The organism is Pseudomonas sp. ES3-33 (genome assembly GCF_000952175.1).
Lineage (GTDB): Bacteria > Pseudomonadota > Gammaproteobacteria > Pseudomonadales > Pseudomonadaceae > Aquipseudomonas > Aquipseudomonas gregormendelii.
Genome location: NZ_JZRI01000126.1, coordinates 1 through 19311, shown reverse-complemented (window position 1 = coordinate 19311; position 19311 = coordinate 1). Strand labels below are relative to the sequence as shown.

Here is a 19311-nt window from a genome sequence, read left to right as displayed (position 1 = left end):
CCTCCCTGATACCTGTGGGAGCGGGCTTGCCCGCGATGAGCGCGGAGCGCTCGCTTTACTGCGCTTCTGGTTCCGGCTCGCGAATCTTGTACCAGGCCACATACAGTGCCGGCAAAAACAGCAGCGTCAGCAAGGTCGCAATGATGATCCCGCCGATCATCGCGTAGGCCATGGGCCCCCAGAATACTTCCCGGGCAATCGGGATCATCCCAAGGCTCGCTGCCGCTGCCGTGAGCAGAATCGGCCGGCGCCGATGCTCCGTGGCTTGCACTACCGAGTCCCACGGCGAGTAGCCGTCTTTCTCAAAAGCCTCGATCTGCGTCACCAGGATCACCGAGTTACGGATGATGATACCGATCAGCGCAAGAATCCCCAGGATCGCCACGAAACCCATCGGCGTGCCGGTGGGGATCAGCGCCAGTACCACGCCGATCAATCCGAGCGGCGCGACGCTGGCCACCAGGAACAGCTTCTGCACGCTGTGCAACTGGATCATCAGGAATGTCGCCATCAGGAACAGCATCAGCGGCACGACCTTGGCGATCGGGCCCTGGGCCTTGCCGCTTTCCTCGACCGTACCACCGGTGGCCACCTTGTAGCCGACCGGCAATGTCGAGGCGAACTGCTCGATGGCCGGCTTGAGTTGCTTGACCAGGTCGGTGGGCTGAATCTCGTCCCGCACCGCCGCCTTGATGGTGATGGTCGGCTTGCGATCGCGACGCCACACCAGCGGCTGCTCAAGTTCGTAGCGCACGGTGGCGAACGACAGCAGCGGAATCGACGTACCACTGGAAGTCACGATCTGCAGGTTCTGCAGGGTCTCCGGCGTGCCGCGTTCGGCGTCCACTGCGCGTCCCACCACGTTGATCAGATAGATATCGTCATCCACCTGGGTGACGGGGGCGCCCACTACGATGCTGTTCATCAGGTTGGCCACGTCTTCCGAGGACAGCCCCAGCTGCCGTGCCTTGTCCTGGGCGATGTCGATGCGCAGGACTTTACCCGGCTCGTTCCAGTCGTAAATGATCTCGCCAATGTGCGAATTCTTGTCCAGCTCGGTGGCCAGCTCGATCGCATGCTTGCGCACTTGATCGATGTCCTTGCCGCTGACCCGGTACTGGATGGGCCGCCCGACCGGCGGGCCCCTTTTCAGGGCCTGGGCGTAGCTGCCGATGCCGACGAAATCCTTGCGCAGGCGTTCACGCAAGCGCTGGCTCAGGGCCTCGCGCGACTCCAGGCCCTTGCTGACGATGACCAGTTGCGCGTAGTACGGGTTCTGCAATTGCTGGTCGAGGGGCAGGTAGAAACGGATCGCACCTTCGCCGATATAGGTGCTCCAGCGCACGATATCCGGGTCGCCCTTGAGCGTTTCTTCGAGCTTGTTCACCGCCTTGCGGGTTTCGGCGATGGAAGCGTTTTGCGGCAGGTTCAGGTCGACGAGAATTTCCGGACGGTCCGAGGACGGGAAGAACTGGTTCTGCACGAATTGCATGCAGAACACCGACGCCGCGAACAGCGCAATGGTGATGCCGATCGCCCACCAGCGATTGCGCATGGCCCACAACATCCCGCCATTGAACGCCCACCCGATACGGCCGGGTTCGGCGTTGTGCGGCTTCACATTGGCACTGAGAATATGCACGCCGATCACCGGGGCAAACAGCACCGCCACCACCCATGACACCAGCATCGCCACCGCGATCACCGCGAACAGCGTGAAGGTGTACTCGCCCGCCGAGCTGGCGTTGAGGCCGATCGGCACGAAGCCGGCTACGGTTACCAGCGTACCGGTGAGCATCGGGAAGGCCGTGGAGGTATAGGCGAAGGTCGCCGCCTGCTCCTTGGTTTCGCCCATCTCCAGGCGCGTGACCATCATCTCCACCGTGATCATGGCGTCGTCCACCAGCAGGCCAAGGGCGATGATCAAGGCGCCGAGAGAGATCCGCTGCATGGTGATGCCGCTGTACTCCATGAAGACGAAGACCATCGCCAGCACCAGCGGAATCGAACACGCCACCACCAGCCCGGCACGCACGCCGAGGCTGATGAAGCTGACGATCAGTACGATCACCACCGCTTCGAACAATGCGCTGGTGAAGCCGCCGACGGCTTTTTCCACCACTTCAGCCTGGTCGGAGACGCTGTGCACGCCCACACCGACCGGCAGGTCAGCGGTCAGTTCTTCCATGCGTTGATGCAGGGCCTTGCCGAACTCCTGGATGTTGCCACCCTTCTTCATGGCGATGGCCAGGCCGATGGCGGTCTGGCCGTTGAAACGGAATTCGGGCGTCGCCGGGTCGACGTAACCGCGGCTTATGTCAGCGATGTCAGCCAGGCGATAGAAACGATCATTGAGCTTGAGATTGACGTCCGCCAGGTCTTTTTCCGAATCGAACTGGCCGGACGTGCGCACCGAAATCCGCTCAGGGCCTGCCTCGATCACACCGGCAGGGGTCACCGCGTTCTGCGATTGCAGGCTCCGCACCACCTGGCTCTGATCGATGCCCAGGGCCGCGAGTTTGCGCGTGGAGAAGTTCAGGTAAATCACTTCGTCCTGCTCGCCAACCATTTCGACCTTGCCCAACCCTGGCACGTCGCGGATCTGCGCGCGAACCTGCTCGACGTAATCGCGCAGCTGGCGCAGCGACAAACCATCAGAGGTGAAGGCGTACACCGAACCGTACACATCACCGAACTCGTCGTTGAATCCCGGCCCTTGAATACCCTGCGGAAAATCACCGCGGATGTCGTTGATCTTCTTGCGCACCTGGTACCAGATTTCCGGGATGTCTTTGGCACTGGTGGTGTCGCGCAGGTAGACGAACACCGTGGATTCGCCGGGCCGGGTGTAGCTTTTGACGTAGTCGAGGGAATCAAGCTCTTCGAGTTTTTTCTCGATGCGGTCAGTGACCTGCTTGAGGGTTTCCTCCTGGGTCGCCCCCGGCCAGTTGGTCTGGATGACCATGGTCTTGATGGTGAACGAGGGGTCTTCCTCGCGACCCAGGTTCATGTAGGAGAACACGCCCATCAGCAGCGCGACGAACATCAGATACCAGACAAACGACTGATGCTTGAGGGCCCATTCGGATAAATTGAAACTCCCTTTCATTGTGGGCTTTCCTCGTCGATTTTCACTTTTTGCCCGGGCTTCAGGCTGTTCACGCCGGCACTGACCACGCGCTCACCAGATTTCACGCCATCGGCCAGCACCACCGAGTCGTCCGTACGGCTGATCACATTGACGTCTCGCGGGGAAACGGTTTGGCTTTGTGCATCGATCACCCAGATTCGCGTCTTGCCATCGACTTCCTGCAAGGCGGTGACCGGCAATTCGATACGCGGCTTGATCGCCGAACTGAGCGTCACGCTGATGGCCGTACCCAGGCGAAAGCCAGGGGGTGAATCGGCCAGGGTCAGGCGCGCGCGCCGGGTGCGGGTTGCGCTCTGCGCCTGCGGTTCGATTTCGCGAACGATGGCGGTGCTGGTGATGCTCGGGTCCAGCTGCGCGGCCACCTGGAATACCACGTCCGGGGGCAACTGGTCGACCAAGGTGTCCGGCAGGTCAATCACCGCCTCCTTGATATCCGGTTGGGCCAGTGTGACCACTTGCTGACCTGCGGTGACGACCTGGCCGGCTTCGGCATTCCACGCGGTGACGATGGCCTTGTGGTCGGTGCGCAGCTCGACGTAGCCGAGTTGGTCCTTGGCCTGATTGACGGCGGCCTTGGCTTGATCAAGGGACGCCTGAGTGGTTTTCAGGTCGGTCAGGGCAATGTCCAGCTGAGCCTGCGCGCCGACTCCGCGATTGAACAGCTCCTGCTGGCGCCGGGCATTGGCCTGGGCGTTGATGAGCTGGGCCTGGATCTTCGCCAGATCACCCTGGGCAGCGCGCAACTGGTTCTGCTGATCCGTGGGGTCGAGCGTGGCGAGCAAAGCGCCTTTCTCGACTTCGGCGCCCACATCGACATTACGGCTGGCGATGCGCCCGGGCACGCGGAACCCGACGTTACTCTCGTAGCGCGCCTGGATACTGCCGGCGAAGCGACCAAGGGTTTCCTCGTTGAGCACCTGGACCTTGATCGACAGCACCGGGCGCACCGGCTCCGGCGGTGGTTCTTTCTTCGAGCAGGCTGCCAACATGACCCCGGCCAATACCAGCAACAGGCGCTTCATGGCTGGTTCCCCACTTCCAGATCCTTGTAGGTGTTCTCGGCGATTTCCACTTTTACCCCAGGGTGCAGCAATTGCCCGCCGGCGATGATGACTTTGTCGCCCGCATTCAAGCCGTCGCTGATGATGACTTTACCGGTCAGGTATCGGCCGACAGTGACCGTGTGCAGTTGCGCCTTGCCTTCACCGTCCACTCGCCACACCGCAGGCTCGCTGATGTTTTTGGTCAGCGCCGACCACGGCAGCACCACGGCAGACTTGCCCGGGGTCTTGGCCGTGGCGCTCACCACAGAACCCAGTTGCATGCCATCAGGCAAACCATGAAGGGTGACCTTGACCTGTACGGTGCCGGTTTGTGCAGAGACCGCAGGCGTGACTTCGCGAACGGTGCCGGTGGTCTTGATTGCCGGGTTGTCCAGCAGGCTGACGACCACCGTCTTGTCTTCCGGGGCTTCGGTCAGCAGCGACTCATAGACGTTGAACACCGCATCGCGCTCGCCATCCCGGGCCAGGCTGAAAATCGGCACCGTGGCCTGCACCACCTGGCCGACTTCGGCCTGGCGCGCAGTAATCACGCCCGGTGCGTCAGCGATCAACGAGGTGTAGCTCAGTTGTTCACGGGCATTGGCCAACTGGGCCTGGGCCGCCGTCAACGCGCTCTGGCTGCTGCGTAAGGCGGCCTGGGCGGAATCGTATTCGCTTTGGCTGGTGTAACCCTTGGGCAGGAGTTTTTGCTGGCGCACGAACGCCGCAGCAGTCTGTTTGACCCGCGCCTGTTCGGCGGTGACCTGGGCCTGCGCCGAGTCGACATTGGTCTGCAGGTCCTTGGGGTCCAGCTTGGCCAACACTTGCCTGGCCGTCACGCGGTCCCCGACATCGACCATGCGCTGGATGATCTTGCCGCCGACCCGAAACGAAAGTTCGGTCTGGACCCGTGCCTGGACATCCCCCGTCAGGGTCACCGAGGCCGCGTAATCCGCCGGTTTGACCTCCTGCACGAACACCCGCGGGCGGTCCTTCTCGACCGGTTTTTCGTCACCGCAGGCGGTCAACAAAGCCAACAGGCCCAGCCCAACCACCAGTTTTATTCTAGGACCAGCCATGCAGACTCCTTTGCGTAGTACGGGCGTGCGATTGTCGATACGACTGTGAGCTTAGAACAGGGTTCCAAGGGTGCCTCTGATGGGCGTCAAATAAACCCCTTACGCTACTACCCCCCGGGCTTTTGAACCGTATCATTACCGGGTTGGAGGTCCGATGACCATTGCCCGCACTCAAATCCAGTGGCTGACACCTGTCAGAGATGCTTTTCGGGGGCATAAAAAAACGCCGACGCTCTATCAGCCGTCGGCGTTTGCAACCGTGATGCGGTTAGCGAACAAATCAGAACGCAGGCAGTACCGCGCCGCTGTATTTCTTCGCGATGAAAGCCTTCACTTCAGGACTGGTCAACGCCTTGGCCAGCTTCTGAATGGCAACGCTGTCCTTGTTGTCCGGACGGGCCACCAGGAAGTTCACGTAAGGCGAATCGGCACCTTCGATGACCAGGGCGTCTTTAGCCGGGTTCAGGCCGGCTTCCAGCGCGTAGTTGGTGTTGATCATGTCCAGATCGACCTGATCCAGAACCCGCGGCAGCATGGCCGATTCGAGTTCCTTGAACTTGAAGTTATGCGGGTTCTTGGCAATGTCCTTCGGAGTGGCCAGAGCGTTTTTCGGGTCTTTCAACTCGATCAGGCCAGCCTTCTGCAGCAGGATCAGGGCACGGCCGCTGTTGCTGCCTTCGTTCGGGATAGCGATGGTCGCGCCGTCTTTCAGTTCAGCCAGGCTTTTGACCTTCTTGGAGTAGCCACCGAACGGTTCGACGTGCACGCCGATCACGGTCACCAGGTTAGTGCCTTTGCCTTCGTTGAAGCTGTTCAGGTACGGCAGGGTCTGGAAGTAGTTGGCGTCCAGACGCTTCTGATCGACCTGTACGTTGGGTTGGACGTAGTCGGTGAAGACCTTGATTTCCAGGTCCACGCCTTCTTTGGCGAGGGTTGGCTTGATCAGTTCCAGAATCTCGGCGTGTGGAACCGGAGTCGCCGCCACTACCAGTTTTTCGCCGGCCTGGGCCAGGCCCGCGGTCAGGGCAGCCGCCAATGCGGTGAACAACAGAACCTTTTTCATGCAGTGTCCTTATCGAAAATCGCGATCGTCATCGACGACGGCTAAGAGTACGAGTGCCAGTGAAGTGCTATCGCTGGCGTGACGCGGACAATACCGGGATTTTTTATTCCTTAACAATATCTTTTATTTACTTTGATATTCCATTTTGTTCATACACATGTGTGAGCAAAGCTTGCTCGCGATCCGGGCGGCTCGGTCTGCACCAATGAGGCCAATCGCGAGCAAGCTTTACTCCTACAGGACGGAGTGGTTATGGAGCAGCAGTTTCAAGGCAGCCTTGTCGGCATTGGAACCCTTCGCGAGAACATGCCTGAGCTGCCGTTCGATTTGCTCAAGCGCACTCGGCACTGTTGGCAAATTCAAATGCTCCGGCAGAATCTCGTCGCCCGTACTGACCAGCAACGCAAAATGAATGACGTTCTCCAGCTCCCGGGTATTACCCGGCCAACTGTGCTGCTCCAGCACTTGCTGCGCCGCCTCGCTGATCAACGGCACCGGCAAGTCCAGGCGCTGGCTATAGATGCCGAGGAAGTATTCGGACAACGACAGAATATCGCCCACCCGCTCGCGCAGCGCCGGTAGCTCCAACTGGCCTTCGCTGAGGTAGTGATACAAACGTTCGTGGAATTTCCCGGCAGCTACGGCTTGCGCCAGGTCAATGCTGGTGGCGGCCACCAATCGCACGTCCACCGGGCTTGGCTGTTGAGCGCCCACGCGGGTGACTTCGTGATTTTCCAGGGCCGCCAGCAGTTTGATCTGAATCGGCAGCGGCAGGTCGCCGATCTCATCCAGGTACAAGGTGCCGCCGTTGGCCGACCCAAACCAGCCCGCGCGGCTGCTCGCTGCCCCGGTGTAGCTGCCGGCTGCGTAACCGAACAATTCGGCATCCGCATAGGTCGGGCTGATTGCACCGCAATTGACCGACACGAAAAGCCCGCTGCGATCGCTGGCGCGATGGATGTGCCGCGCCAGCAGCTCCTTGCCGCTACCGGTCTCGCCACGAATCAGCACGCAAATCGCACGCGGCGCCAATTGCTCGAGCTCTTGGCGCAACTGCCGCGAGCGTGGATCAACAAACACCAGCGCCTTGGCGCGGATACTTAGCGGGCTTTTTTCTGCGTCGGGGAAGGTCAGCAGCGGCTGACCAAAGGCTTCAAAACTCATGGCAGGCTCCCGCCCAAAACCGCCGGAGGGCGGGGGCGTTTAAAAAAGGAAAAATCAGGCGCGACGCAGGGCGTGATGTTCCATACGGTTTTGCAGGCGATACAGGTAGGCAAAACCCTGCTCCCAGCGCTGGTGGCCGGACTTCACATTGATGTGCCCTGCCCCCGCCAGGATCCCCGCCTCGGCGCCCCAGGTGCGCGCCAGTTCCAGCGCTCGCGGGGCACTGACGGCACTATCATTGTCGGAGCTGACGACCTGACTCGGAAACGGCAGCAGGTCGGTCGGAATCGGTGCGAAGTTGCGCAGGGCGGGCACGCAGGCCGGGCGCTCCACGTCTGCCGGAGCGACGAGCAACGCGCCGCGCACCTGTCGCAAAAACTGCACGGGCGCGGCAGCCGCCCAGTGGGCGACCGTGATGCAGCCCAGGCTGTGAGCAATCAGGATCACCGGCGTACTGTCCGCAGCAATCGCCTCGGCCAGCGCCGCGACCCAATCTTCACGGCGGGGCGTCAGCCAGTCGGCCTGCTCCACCCGTGCGCTGTTCGGCAAACTGTTCTGCCAGTGGCTCTGCCAATGATCATCTGGCGATCCTTGCCAGCCCGGCACAATCAGGTAGCGAATTGATTCGTTGCGCATGGGGGAACTCTCCTGCTGCGTGTCTGTTCCTGAGCGAGTATAGGGAGTGGAGTTATATCCGTTAAGGAATAAGAAGCTATTTATTAAGATCACTATCGAATAACCCCGTAGGAGCTGCCGCAGGCTGCGATCTTTTGATCTTTTAAAAGCAAGATCAAAAGATCGCAGCCTGCGGCAGCTCCTACGAGGTGTTTTTTCAGGCAAAAAAAGGGGCCGCACCCTGCCAAGGAGACGGCCCCGGAAAACTTGAAACTGTTAGCGAGCGGTGATCACCGACAGCTTGGTAATACCTGCCCGTTCAATCGACGCCATGGCGCGTGCCACTTCGCCGTAGTTCACGCCGTCATCCGCCTGCAATTGCACGCGCACCTCGGGGTCCTTGGCCTTGGCCGACTTGAGGTTGAATTCCAGCAGGTCCGGCTGGATTTCATCCTTGTTGATAAACAGTTTCCCGGCACCGTCAATGCTCACCACCAGCGGGTCCTTCTGCTCTACCGGCGCCACGGCTTCGGTCTTTGTCAGGTTGATCGGAATGGCGTTGGTGAGCAGCGGGGCGGTGACAATAAACACCACCAGCAACACCAGCATGACGTCTACCAGCGGTGTGACGTTGATCTCGCTCAGCACCTCATCGCTGTCTTGCGTAGAGAAGGCCATATCAGGACGCCTCCTTCACTTTTTGCGCGTTGCCCGGCGCAGCAGCCTTGTGCGCCGTCGGGTGGACCAGCACACGGAACGAACTCTTCTGTGCCAGGCTGTAGAAGTCATGGGCGAAGTCGTCCAGGTCCGCCGCCGTCAGTTTCAGGCGCCGCAAAAAGTAGTTGTAAACCAGTACTGCCGGCACCGCGACGGCGATCCCCACACCGGTCGCAACCAGTGCCGCGCCAATCGGCCCAGCCACGGTTTCGAGGCTGGCCGAGCCTGCCGCGCTGATGCCTTTCAACGCTTCCATGATCCCCCACACCGTGCCGAACAAACCAATGAACGGCGACGTACTGCCAATACTTGCCACCACTGCCAGCCCGGTTTCCAGCGAGCGGCGCTCACGCACGATCTGCTGACGGAGGGCCCGCTCGAGGCGATCCTGATGGTTGATCGCCTGGCTCAGATCCGCCGCGTATGGCGCTTCACCGACCTGGATCGCCGCGTAGCCGGCCTGAGCCACCCGCGCCGCAGCGCCTGGCTGGGTCTCGGCCAACTCCGCCGCTGAATCAAGGCTCGACGCGGCCCAGAACTGCTTGTGAAACTTGCGATCCTGAGCTTTCAGGCGGCCGAACTGCACGCCCTTGAGCAAGGCCAGACCCCAGGTGGCCACGGAAAAAACCACCAGCAGCCAGATCACCGCGCTTTCGATGGACTCAAGTGGAGATGCCAATAACGTCATGATGAATTCCTCGTGTAAACGTTTCGCGTGAAATAGGTTTCTGTTTAATGAATCTTGAAATCGATGGGCACGCTGACCCAGCCATCCTGGGCGACATCACCCTGCTTGGCGGGCACGAAACTCCAGCGTTTCACGGCGCTCAGGGCCGCCTCATCGAGGGCCTCGCGACCGCTGCTTTTCTGGATCTGGATCTCACCCGGCTTGCCGCTGGCGAGCACATGGACCCGTAACAACACCGTGCCTTCCCAACCGCGCCGCTGAGCCAGCGAGGGGTATTCCGGCGCCGGGTTTTTCAGGTACCCGGCGTTGGCCGATGCCGGCGTCACGGGTGCTGGCGCAGGGGGAGCGGGTGGCGCCGGGGCCGCCACAGGCGCGGCCGGCTGTGGCGGCGCTGGTGGTTGTTGAACCGCTTTGGGCACCGGTTTCGGAATCGGTTTGGCGATCGGTTTCGGCTTGGGAATCGGTTTCGGTGGCGGCGGTTTCACTGCCAGTTCGTCTTCAACCGGCGGTGGTGGCTCGACCACCTCTTGAACAGGCGGCGGCGGTGGTGGCGGCTCGACCACGGGCGGTGCCGGTTGCGAAAACTCGATGGTCATCGGTGGAATTTCCGGCGGCACTACCGGCAACACGGCGGTCGGCTGCTGGTTGACCCAATAGATCACCGCACCGTGCACGAGCAGCGCCAGCACACCCAGCAAAATCGTTTCCCGGCGGCTGAGGATGCCCCTTGGGGCGCGCTGCAAACGCTGCTGCCCCAAAGGCACGCGATGTACCCGGCCGAGGTCGACCAACTCGCCACCTGGCCCCTGGCGCCACAGCACCTCTTGTGCACTGGCGGCGGTCTGGACATTACCCATTGCTTTACTCCTGCGGTCTCTTTGCGAATAACCCGATAGGCCGGACCTGACATCCCCCGTACGACGTATCGACGGACAGATCATTCAGTTAGACGCTTATCTCTGAAAGTAATCTTTAAAGTTATGGATAGACCGAAAATGAATATGCGAAATCTTCGATGGCCTGCAGGCCTTGTTCTGCAAGGATTCCCGTCGACAGGCAGGCTCGCCATGCTTTTCAGGCATTAAAAACATTCCCTGCAAGCATGGTTTTTGGCGCCTTTTCCCAGCATTGATCAGCGACTGGCGCTGGTCTGCCGGGTTATCAGAAGTCATAACGGCCGGTCACACCCAAGGTTCGAGGCGTGCCGAGCAGGCCTTCATAACCGCCGTTGCCGCCGGTCCAGAGGGTCGAGTAATAGGTTTTATCAAAGGCGTTTTTCAGCCACAGCGAGACATCCCACTGGCCTTGCTTGAAGTCGCCGCGCAGGCCGGTAGACAGGTTGACCACCGCGTAGCTTGGGATCTGGCCGTAGTCAGAGTCTTCCACCGTGCCCACCGCTTTGGAGCGGAAGGCATAGCTGGCGGTGACATACTCTTCAAAGCCGTTACTCAGGTTCCATTTGTATTCGCCGTTGGCGTTGCCGATCCATTTCGAAGCGCCGACAACCTGGTGTCCCGTGAGGTCGCAAGACGCAGGGGCGCCGGGTGCCAGGCTGACTTCAGGCGGGCACGGCGCATCTTTGTAGGAGAGGTAACTGACATCGTTGTACGAGCCGTTGATGTTCAGGGTCAGGCCGCGCAAGGGGATCAGCGTGCTTTCGACTTCCACGCCGCGCGAGCGCACGGAACCGGCGTTGGTCAGGTACTGAACGCGGTTATCAGCGTCGTAGGCGTTGGTCTGATAGGCGTTGACCTGGGTCCAGAACACGTTGGCATTGAGTTGCAGGCGTCGGTCCCACAGCGTGCTTTTGAAACCGAGTTCGGCGTTGTTGGCGCGCTCGGTACCGATCAGCAACGAGTCGGCACCCGCCGTTGGCGCGGAGCCTACTGCCAGGTTCACACCCCCGGATTTCTCGCCGTGGGACAACGTGGCGTAACCCAGCAGGTCGTCGTTGAAGCGATAGCTGAGGTTCAACAATCCCGAGGGGCTGGAGCTGTACTGATTCAAATCGCCCGAGTCATAGGCCCCGGTGCGGCCGCGCCTTGCCGTTGCCGCGGCTCCCGTCACTGCCGCACCGCCCTCTGGCGCATCGCGGGTCACCCAGGCATTTTTCTGCTCATAGGTACCACGCACGCCGGCGGTGAAGTCCAGGCGTTCGCTCAGGTGCCAGGTACCTTGGGCGAACAGCGCGAAACTGTCGGTCTTGATGTGGCCATTACCGACGCTGTTGACGTTGGCCAGTGCACCGGCTGGCGTGCCGTTCCAGATGTCAGCTTGCGGTCCGTAATTGGCGAAGGATTTATTGTCCAGGTCGTTGCCGAAGTAATACGCACCGAGTACGTAATCGAAGAATTCGCCTTTGGGCGAGGCCAGGCGAAATTCCTGGGAGTACTGTTTGTCTTCCACGGAAACCCCGGCGTTATAAGTCGCCGCGACGTTCAGGCCGTCGTCGTTGCGCGGGGTGAAATTCCACCAACGGTAGGAGCTGATGGACGTCAACGTGAAGTCACTCGGCAGGGTCCAGTTGGCCTCCACTGACGTGCCGCCCTGATGCACTGTGACGTGCTGATCGTTGTCGAGGCTGACCTTGCGGTGGGAGCCGTTGACCAGTGTGGCACCGGCCGCGTTGGCCCGCGCCTGGTAGACGTTGACGCCGTTGATGGTCGGGCCGGTGTTGTAGAGCACGCGCGTGCCGGCGCTGGAATCTTCTTCGTTGTAGTCACCGATCCAGCGCAGGTTGAACGATTCGTTGGGCTTGAACAGTAGCTGGCCACGGAAGCCTTCGCGCGAACCGCCATTCAGGTCATGACCATCGAATTCGTTTTTGATGTCGCCATCGCTGCGGGTGCGATAAGCGGAAAAGCGCCCGGCGAGCTGGTCGTTCAATGGGCCGGAAAACGTGCCCTTGGTCTGGAAATATCCGTCCTCGCCCACCGACGTTTCGATGCTGCGCTCCGGCGTGAACGTCGGTGCGCGGGTGCTGATGTTGATGACGCCGGCCGTGGTGTTCTTGCCGAACAGCGTGCCCTGGGGACCGCGCAGCACTTCGAGCTGCTCGATGTCCATCAGGTCGAAGACCGCCATGCCCGGCCGCCCCAGGTAAACGTTGTCGATGTACAGGCCGACGCTGCCTTCCAGGCCATCGCTGGCCGGGTTGTTGCCCAGGCCACGAATCGACACGCTGGACTGGCGCGCATGCATGTAGGCGACGTTGACGCTGGGTACCAATTGCTGCAAATCCTGGATCCGGTAAACCCTTTGCGTCTCCAGCGCCTGGCCGCTGACCACACTCATTGGAGTCGGCACGTCCTGCGAACTTTCCTCGCGACGCCGGGTAGTGACGGTCACGGTTTCCAGCTGTGAACCGTCAGCCGCGACTTTGCTGGCAGGTGCCGATGCAGGTTCCGCTGTTTCGGCGGCGTAACCCTGGGTCCAACTGGCGCTCCCGGCCAGCAACAAGGCCAGGGGCAGGCGTTTGAGCCGTCGGGGGGCAAGGGGTAAAGCGAGGTTCAACGGACTCATGAAGCGGCTCCTGGTCAAAAAATGCGCAATGACATTTCAACGACGCATATTCTTTAAAGTTATTTATTTATGTTTTTACAAACTTTTACTGCATAAGAGATAGCCTTTATAAGGAGTCGACCTAATGCATATCCAATGCATTTACCCGATATTTTTTATGTGAAAAATGCATATCGATTTGCGTCAACTACGTCACTTCATCGCCTTGGCGGATCAGCGCAGTTTTGTCGCCGGCGCGCTGGCCGTGAACCTCTCGCAATCTGCGTTCAGCCGCAGCATCCAGGCCCTGGAACACAGCGTCGGGTGTCAGCTGGTAGATCGCGGACGCAAGGACCTGGCGCCGACCAAGCAGGGGCAGGTGCTGCTTGAGCACGCACGGCGCCTAGTCAGCGGGGCGCAGCAGATGGCTAACGAGATCAACCAGTTCAATGGGCTGGAAGCGGGCGAACTGCGTTTCGGTTGCGGCCCGGCGCCGGCGGCGGGGCTGATACCGAGGGCGATCGGCAGCTTTATTGGCCGCTATCCGAAAGCGCGCGTGCAGTTTCAGGTGGATGACTGGCAGAGCCTGAGCAAACTTCTGTTGAGCGAGGAATTCGAATTTTTTGTGGCTGACACCCGGCAATTCGAGGCCGACCCGGTTTACCTGACCCATCGCCTGCGCCCGCGTAAATGGCATTTCTGCTGCCGCGTTGGACATCCACTGGCGGGCCGCGACAGCGTCAGTGCAACCGAGTTGATGAGTTATCCGATGGCAGTGACTATCCGCCCGCCGAACCTGCGCAAGGTGATCGTCGGCCTCAGCGGCCGCCCTGATTTCACGCCGAATGTGGAGTGCGAAAACAGCTACAGCCTCCTGAGTGTGGTGATGCGTTCGGACGCCATCGGCATTGTCGGCGCCTACGCCGATGCGCTGCATCACGCCAAGCGTGAGCTGGTGTGTTTGAAGGTCGAAGGGCTTGCTGATGACCTGGAGGAGATGTACACGCGCTATGGGATTGTCAGCCGCGCAGGGTATCGGTTATCGCCGCTGGCAGAGGCGATGATTGCGCAGATCAAAGAGGTTGATGAGCAGGATGAAGATGTTTATTCGCTGGAGAATCTTGCCGTTTGAAACATCGAACGGCACGGCCAGCGATGCACCCACTGCATACACCCCATTCCCCAAATGCACTTGCCTCGACCCCACTCGAGCAGCGAAAAACCCCACCTGTCTTCTGATCGGTGAACCCATGTCCAACCCCCAAACTACCGTAAACAACGTGCTGTACATCATGTGCGACCAACTGCGCCGTGATTACCTCTCATGCTACGGCCATCCGCATTTGCACACCCCCAACATCGACCGCCTGGCTGCTGCGGGCGTGCGGTTCAGCCGGGCTTACACCCAAGGGACGATCTGCGGGCCATCGCGAATGTCGGCCTACACCGGGCGTTACGTCAGCAGCCATCAAGTGGCCTGGAACGCCGTGCCACTACCGCTGGAAGAGCTGACTATCGGCGACTACCTGCGCCCCCACGGCATTCGCACCGCGCTGGTCGGCAAAACCCACGCCACGCCTAACGTCGACGCCTTGCAACGGCTGGCCATCGACCAGTCCGGCGAGCAAGCTGCAACGCTGAATGAAGTCGGCTTCGAGCCGTACTTTCGTCACGACGGGATCTTCCCTGATGATCCGTTATTTGACGACAAGCGCGACTCGGCGCCTTACACCCATTACTTGCGCGGCCTTGGCTACGAAGGCCGTAACCCCTGGCACGACTGGGCCAACGCTGGCGAAGGTGCACACGGCGAAATCCTCAGTGGCTGGAAAATGCGCAACGCCCACCTGCCAGCACGTGTCCCCGAACTGCATTCGGAAACCGTCTACACCACCGACCGCGCCATCGACTTCATCGCCGAGCAGGGCGCGCAGCCGTGGTGCCTGCACCTGTCGTATATCAAACCGCACTGGCCGTACATCGCACCGGCGCCGTACCACGCGCTGTATGGCGCTGACGAGGTGATCGAGCCCGTGCGCGCAGCCACTGGGGAGGCGAGCGATCATCCGGTTTACAACGCGTTTCGCCAGCACGAAGAGAGCCAGAATTTCTCTCGTGACGAGGTGCGCCTGAATGTCATTCCGACGTACATGGGGCTGATTAAGCAGGTCGATGACCAGCTCGGCAGACTGTTCGATTTTCTACAAAGCAACGGGCGCTGGGATGACACGTTGATTGTATTCACCAGTGACCATGGTGACTTTCTCGGTGACCATTACCTGGGCGAAAAAGAGTTTTTACTGGAGCCTGCCGTGGGCATTCCACTGATCGTTCGCGACCCACGAGCCGCGGCCGATGCAACGCGAGGTTCGGTCGATGATCGCTTGGTGGAAACCATTGATGCGTTGCCGACGTTTCTCGATGCACTGGGCTTGCCGAGCGCAGAGCATCGGCTTGAAGGCCGCTCTTTGATTCCCTTGTTGCAGGGCATTGAGATTGAATGGCGCCGCTTTGCGATCAGCGAATACGACTATGCATTCCAGGCCCCGGCGCGAGAACGACTTGAGCAACCGATCGACCGTTGCCGCATGACCATGGTCCGCAGCGAGCGCTGGAAATACCTGGCGTATGACGGCTTTCGGCCGCAGTTGTTTGACCTGCTCAATGACCCGCAGGAGTTGCGGGACCTGGGCGCAGACCCGGCGCTTGCCTCGGTTCGCGAGGAGCATGCGGGGTATTTGTTCGAATGGGTGCGAGGGTTGAAACGCAGGACAACCATCAGTCATCAGGAGATTGATCTGCGCGGGCAGCGGTTTCGCTACGGCGAGCCGGAGACCGAGAAAATGGTGCAGATCGGGGTTTGGTAAAAAGCATCGCGGGCAGGCTCACTACCACAGGGTCTTGCGGACGCTAGAGATCCCCTGTGGGAGTGGGCTTGCCCACGATGGCGTCAGATCAGCCCCCGCCGATCTCCGGCCCCTTGGTCGTTTGGCTGCGCTGGCCCTGCACGCCAACCGGCACCTCTCCTTTCAATGTCACGCGACGTACCACACGCTCCTGTGTGCCGTAGTCATCCAACGCGTAATGCTGGGTGGAGCGGTTGTCCCAAATGGCCACGTCACCGGCCGTCCAGCGCCAGCGCACAGTGTTTTCCTGTCGGATCACGTGGCTTTGCAACAACCCGAATAGGTGCGCCGAGTCCGCTTGCGAATAGCCTTTGATGCGCTTGACGAAATGCCCCAACAGCAGGCTCTTCTCGCCGCTGATCGGGTGCACACGAACCACCGGGTGTTCGGTCTCATAGACGGTCGAGGTGAAGATCTTGCGGTAGCGCTCCAGCTTCTCCTCCGACACGTCGGGCTTGGCGCCGGCGTAGTCATATTCGTTGCTGTGCACAGCCACAAGCTTGTCGGCCAGTTCTTGCAGCTGCGGCGTGAGTTCGTTGTAGGCCGTTGCTGTGTTGGCCCACACCGTATCGCCACCGAATGCCGGGGCAACCACAGAACGCAGGATCGACGCTTTCGGGTAGGCCTCGACAAAGGTCACGTCGGTGTGCCACGAGTTGGCGCGCTGGCCTTGCGCGCCGTCCAGTTCCAGCAAGAAACGGGTGCCGTCGCGCACTGGAACGGTCGGGTGCGCCACCGGCTCGCCGAGCAGGTGTGCAAAGGCTTCCTGAGTCTGGTCGTCCAGATGCGACTGCTCGCGAAAGAAGATCACCTTGTATTGCACCAACGCCTGTTGGATGGCGTCGACGGTGCTGGCGTCAAGTGCGCCGGAGAGTTGCACGCCACGGATCTCGGCACCGATCCGGCCGGCCACCGGATGAATTTCAAGCGCGTGAACATCGGGTTTCACAGCTAAAGCGGCATTGCTCATGGGTAGACCCTCATCGGACTGCTTACGGTTGAGCGGCAGCGAAGCAACGCTCTATCTATATTCAATTTAGATCTAATAGATATGCAAATGCTTCGTTGACGGAATAAGAGCTTGCATTTAAAACCTCAACCAACCCTCGTCGCAAATGCCTTCGAGCTATTTTTAGGATGCCGCAAAAGCATATGGATCTACGCCAGCTACGCTACTTCATCGCCCTCAACGAACACCGCAGTTTCGTCCGCGCGGCCGACGCCATGGGCATCACTCAACCGGCGTTCAGCCGCAGTATTCAAGGGTTGGAGCAGGAATTCGGTTGTGTCCTGGTAGACCGCGGCAACAAGGACTTGCGCCCGACGCCCGAGGGCCAGGTGGTGCTGCAACACGCGCTGACACTGGTGCAGGGCGCCGCGCTATTGAGCGCTGAAGTGACGCAGATGACCAAGCTCGACGCCGGCGAACTGCGCTTCGGCTGCGGCCCGGCCCCGGCGGTGAAACTGGTGCCGGACGCAGTGGCGCAATTCATCAATGCCCACCCGAAAGTGCGCACCTGTTTTCAGGTGGATAACTGGGAAAAACTCAGCCGCGCCCTGAGCCGCGAAGAAATCGAATTCTTCATCGCCGATATTCGCCATTTCGAGGCCGATCCGAACTTCCAGACCCAGGCGCTGACGCCCAAGCGCGGGGTGTTTTTCTGCCGTCCGGGGCATCCATTACTGGCCAAGGAAAGCCTGTCGACCAACGACATGTTCGACTACCCGCTGGCGACCACGCTGATACCGCCGGGCATTCGTAAACTGCTGGCAAACCTCAGTGGAAGGACGGATTTTTCCCCAAGCATCGAAACCGAGCATTTCCCGGCACTGGTAAAGATCGTGCTGCAATCGAACGCCATTGGAGTGGGTACGCAGGAGGCTTTTATCGAGGACGTTGCCAAGGGTTCTCTGGTGCTACTGCATTGGCGAAATCTGCCGCAGAACATCGAGACCCTCAATGCAAGGTGCGGGATTGTGAGTCGTACGGGGTTTCGGTTGTCGCCAGCGGCGCGGGCAATGATCGAGACGTTGGTGGCGGTGGACAAGCAAGAGATGAGTGTCGCGGTTTAGGGCCTCATCGCGGGCGGGCCCGGCTCCCACAGTTGTCCGAGTTCCATCATAATGAATACGGTCAACTGTGGGAGCCGGGCTTGCCCGCGATTAGGCCAGCATGAACACCGTGGATTTAGAGCTGGGCAGCGGCCAGTTGCGGCGCCACCCAGTCACTCACCTTGAACGGCTTACGAATCAACCTCTGCTGCGAAGCCAGATCCACTGAGTCCTGCAGTTTGCCCAGGAACACCGGGTCCAGCGTCGAGGGGAACACCTCGCTCAACTTCTGATCTTGCAAATCCTGCGTGAGAATAATCGAGGGGTAACTCGCCAGCCCAGACACCAACTGAATGTACGCATCCTTGTTGCTGTCCTGAGTCAGCCACTCCACCGCTTGCTGCTGGGCTTTCAACAGTTTGGCGACCACCTCGGGGTTCTCGTCGACAAATTTACCAGTGCCAACCAAGACACTCTGAATGCTGCCTGCGCCACCCAGGTCCTTGGTATTGAGCGGCAACTCGGCCAAGCCTTTCGCTTGCAACGAGGTCAATCCGGAACTGCCCCAAGAGGCATCGATCTGTTTGGCCGCCAACGCTGCCACGGCGCCGTTGAAATCCAGGTTGATGACTTTCAGGTCCTTCTCGCTCAAACCCTGGCTGGCCAGCGCCGCGTCGAAAGACAATTGGGTGGCGGTGCCGCGGAAGATCGCCACGCGCTTGCCCTTGAGGTCTTGCAGCGACTTGATCCCCGAGCCGGGGACTACGCCCAGGTACTGTTTCACGCCGCGAGCAGAAGCGCTGAGCAGGCGTGTGTCCAGGCCATTTGACTTGCCGATGATTGCCGCCAAGTCCCCGAGGTAAGCAAGGTCCACCTGACCATTTGCAACCGCTTCGTTGATCACGGGCCCAGCGCCCTTGAAGAAATTCCACTGAATCCTGATGCCCTGGTCGGCGAAGGCTTTTTCGAAGATCTGCTGGTCGCGCAGCACGTCCACCACCCCGCCAGCACTGTGTTGCGTACCCGCACTAAGGTCCGGCACTGCAATGCGGATTTCCTTGAGCTCGGCGGCGTTGACGGTGAAGGCCATCAGCCCCGCCAAAGCCGGTGCGGCGAACAGGCTGATGACTCGTTTGAAAGGAATGGTCATGGGTGCGGCTCCTGATGACGACAGCATTGAGGCGCTGAAAGTAGGCTGAATCCAGACCAGCACTTAAATACTATAAATTCACATTTTTAGATCATTTAGACCTAAGCGAGCAATTACGGGCGCCCTGGATCGATATGCATAGAGAGCATCAAAAATATTCTTCCTGTCTCTTATACACATCT

15 protein-coding genes are annotated in these 19311 nt (G+C 60.1%); 3 read left to right on the top strand and 12 right to left on the bottom strand.

Annotated features, from left to right (window positions below):
- Positions 1–55: 55 nt before the first annotated feature.
- The 10 genes from UB23_RS21465 to UB23_RS21420 form a co-directional block, all read right to left on the bottom strand.
- Entirely contained in the window at positions 56–3109 is a 3054-nt protein-coding gene (locus UB23_RS21465) for an efflux RND transporter permease subunit (RefSeq protein ID WP_045061293.1), read from the bottom strand.
- On the bottom strand, positions 3106–4173 hold the full coding sequence (locus UB23_RS21460; RefSeq protein WP_045061292.1) for an efflux RND transporter periplasmic adaptor subunit: 1068 nt from the start codon (positions 4171–4173) through the stop codon (positions 3106–3108). Before UB23_RS21460 ends, UB23_RS21465 begins: the two co-directional genes overlap by 4 nt.
- The gene (locus UB23_RS21455; protein WP_045061291.1) at positions 4170–5273 is read right to left on the bottom strand and encodes an efflux RND transporter periplasmic adaptor subunit; all 1104 of its coding nucleotides are present in this window, start codon (positions 5271–5273) and stop codon (positions 4170–4172) included. Before UB23_RS21455 ends, UB23_RS21460 begins: the two co-directional genes overlap by 4 nt.
- A 280-nt stretch (positions 5274–5553) precedes the next feature.
- A complete protein-coding gene (locus tag UB23_RS21450) occupies positions 5554–6336 on the bottom strand; it encodes a MetQ/NlpA family ABC transporter substrate-binding protein (protein WP_045061290.1) in 783 nt (260 codons plus the stop codon).
- Positions 6337–6570: 234 nt separating this feature from the next.
- Entirely contained in the window at positions 6571–7500 is a 930-nt protein-coding gene (locus UB23_RS21445) for a sigma 54-interacting transcriptional regulator (protein ID WP_045061289.1), read from the bottom strand.
- A 54-nt stretch (positions 7501–7554) separates the two neighbouring features.
- The gene (locus tag UB23_RS21440) at positions 7555–8136 is read right to left on the bottom strand and encodes an alpha/beta hydrolase (protein WP_045061288.1); all 582 of its coding nucleotides are present in this window, start codon (positions 8134–8136) and stop codon (positions 7555–7557) included.
- A 255-nt stretch (positions 8137–8391) separates the two neighbouring features.
- Positions 8392–8793 carry an ExbD/TolR family protein gene (locus UB23_RS21435; protein WP_045061287.1) on the bottom strand — a complete coding sequence of 134 codons (402 nt, stop codon included), beginning with the start codon at positions 8791–8793 and terminating at the stop codon, positions 8392–8394.
- Between the two features lies 1 nt (position 8794).
- Complete coding sequence (locus tag UB23_RS21430) at positions 8795–9520, bottom strand: MotA/TolQ/ExbB proton channel family protein (protein WP_045061286.1); 726 nt, start codon at positions 9518–9520, stop codon at positions 8795–8797.
- A gap of 44 nt (positions 9521–9564) precedes the next feature.
- On the bottom strand, positions 9565–10377 hold the full coding sequence (locus tag UB23_RS21425; protein WP_045061285.1) for an energy transducer TonB: 813 nt from the start codon (positions 10375–10377) through the stop codon (positions 9565–9567).
- A 304-nt stretch (positions 10378–10681) separates the two neighbouring features.
- On the bottom strand, positions 10682–13042 hold the full coding sequence (locus tag UB23_RS21420) for a TonB-dependent receptor (RefSeq protein WP_045061284.1): 2361 nt from the start codon (positions 13040–13042) through the stop codon (positions 10682–10684).
- 166 nt (positions 13043–13208) lie between these two features.
- On the opposite strand from UB23_RS21420, the gene UB23_RS21415 reads away from it, so the two are divergent.
- Complete coding sequence (locus UB23_RS21415; RefSeq protein WP_045061283.1) at positions 13209–14153, top strand: LysR family transcriptional regulator; 945 nt, start codon at positions 13209–13211, stop codon at positions 14151–14153.
- A gap of 118 nt (positions 14154–14271) precedes the next feature.
- Complete coding sequence (locus tag UB23_RS21410) at positions 14272–15888, top strand: alkaline phosphatase family protein (RefSeq protein WP_045061282.1); 1617 nt, start codon at positions 14272–14274, stop codon at positions 15886–15888.
- Positions 15889–15976: 88 nt separating this feature from the next.
- Here the strand turns inward: UB23_RS21410 and UB23_RS21405 are convergent, their stop codons facing one another.
- Entirely contained in the window at positions 15977–16897 is a 921-nt protein-coding gene (locus tag UB23_RS21405; RefSeq protein ID WP_045061281.1) for a TauD/TfdA dioxygenase family protein, read from the bottom strand.
- A gap of 182 nt (positions 16898–17079) precedes the next feature.
- Between UB23_RS21405 and UB23_RS21400 the strand changes: the two genes are divergently transcribed.
- Entirely contained in the window at positions 17080–18000 is a 921-nt protein-coding gene (locus tag UB23_RS21400) for a LysR family transcriptional regulator (protein WP_045061280.1), read from the top strand.
- A 115-nt stretch (positions 18001–18115) separates the two neighbouring features.
- On the opposite strand, the gene UB23_RS21395 is transcribed toward UB23_RS21400, so the two are convergent.
- On the bottom strand, positions 18116–19129 hold the full coding sequence (locus UB23_RS21395) for an ABC transporter substrate-binding protein (protein WP_045061279.1): 1014 nt from the start codon (positions 19127–19129) through the stop codon (positions 18116–18118).
- Positions 19130–19311: the final 182 nt, after the last annotated feature.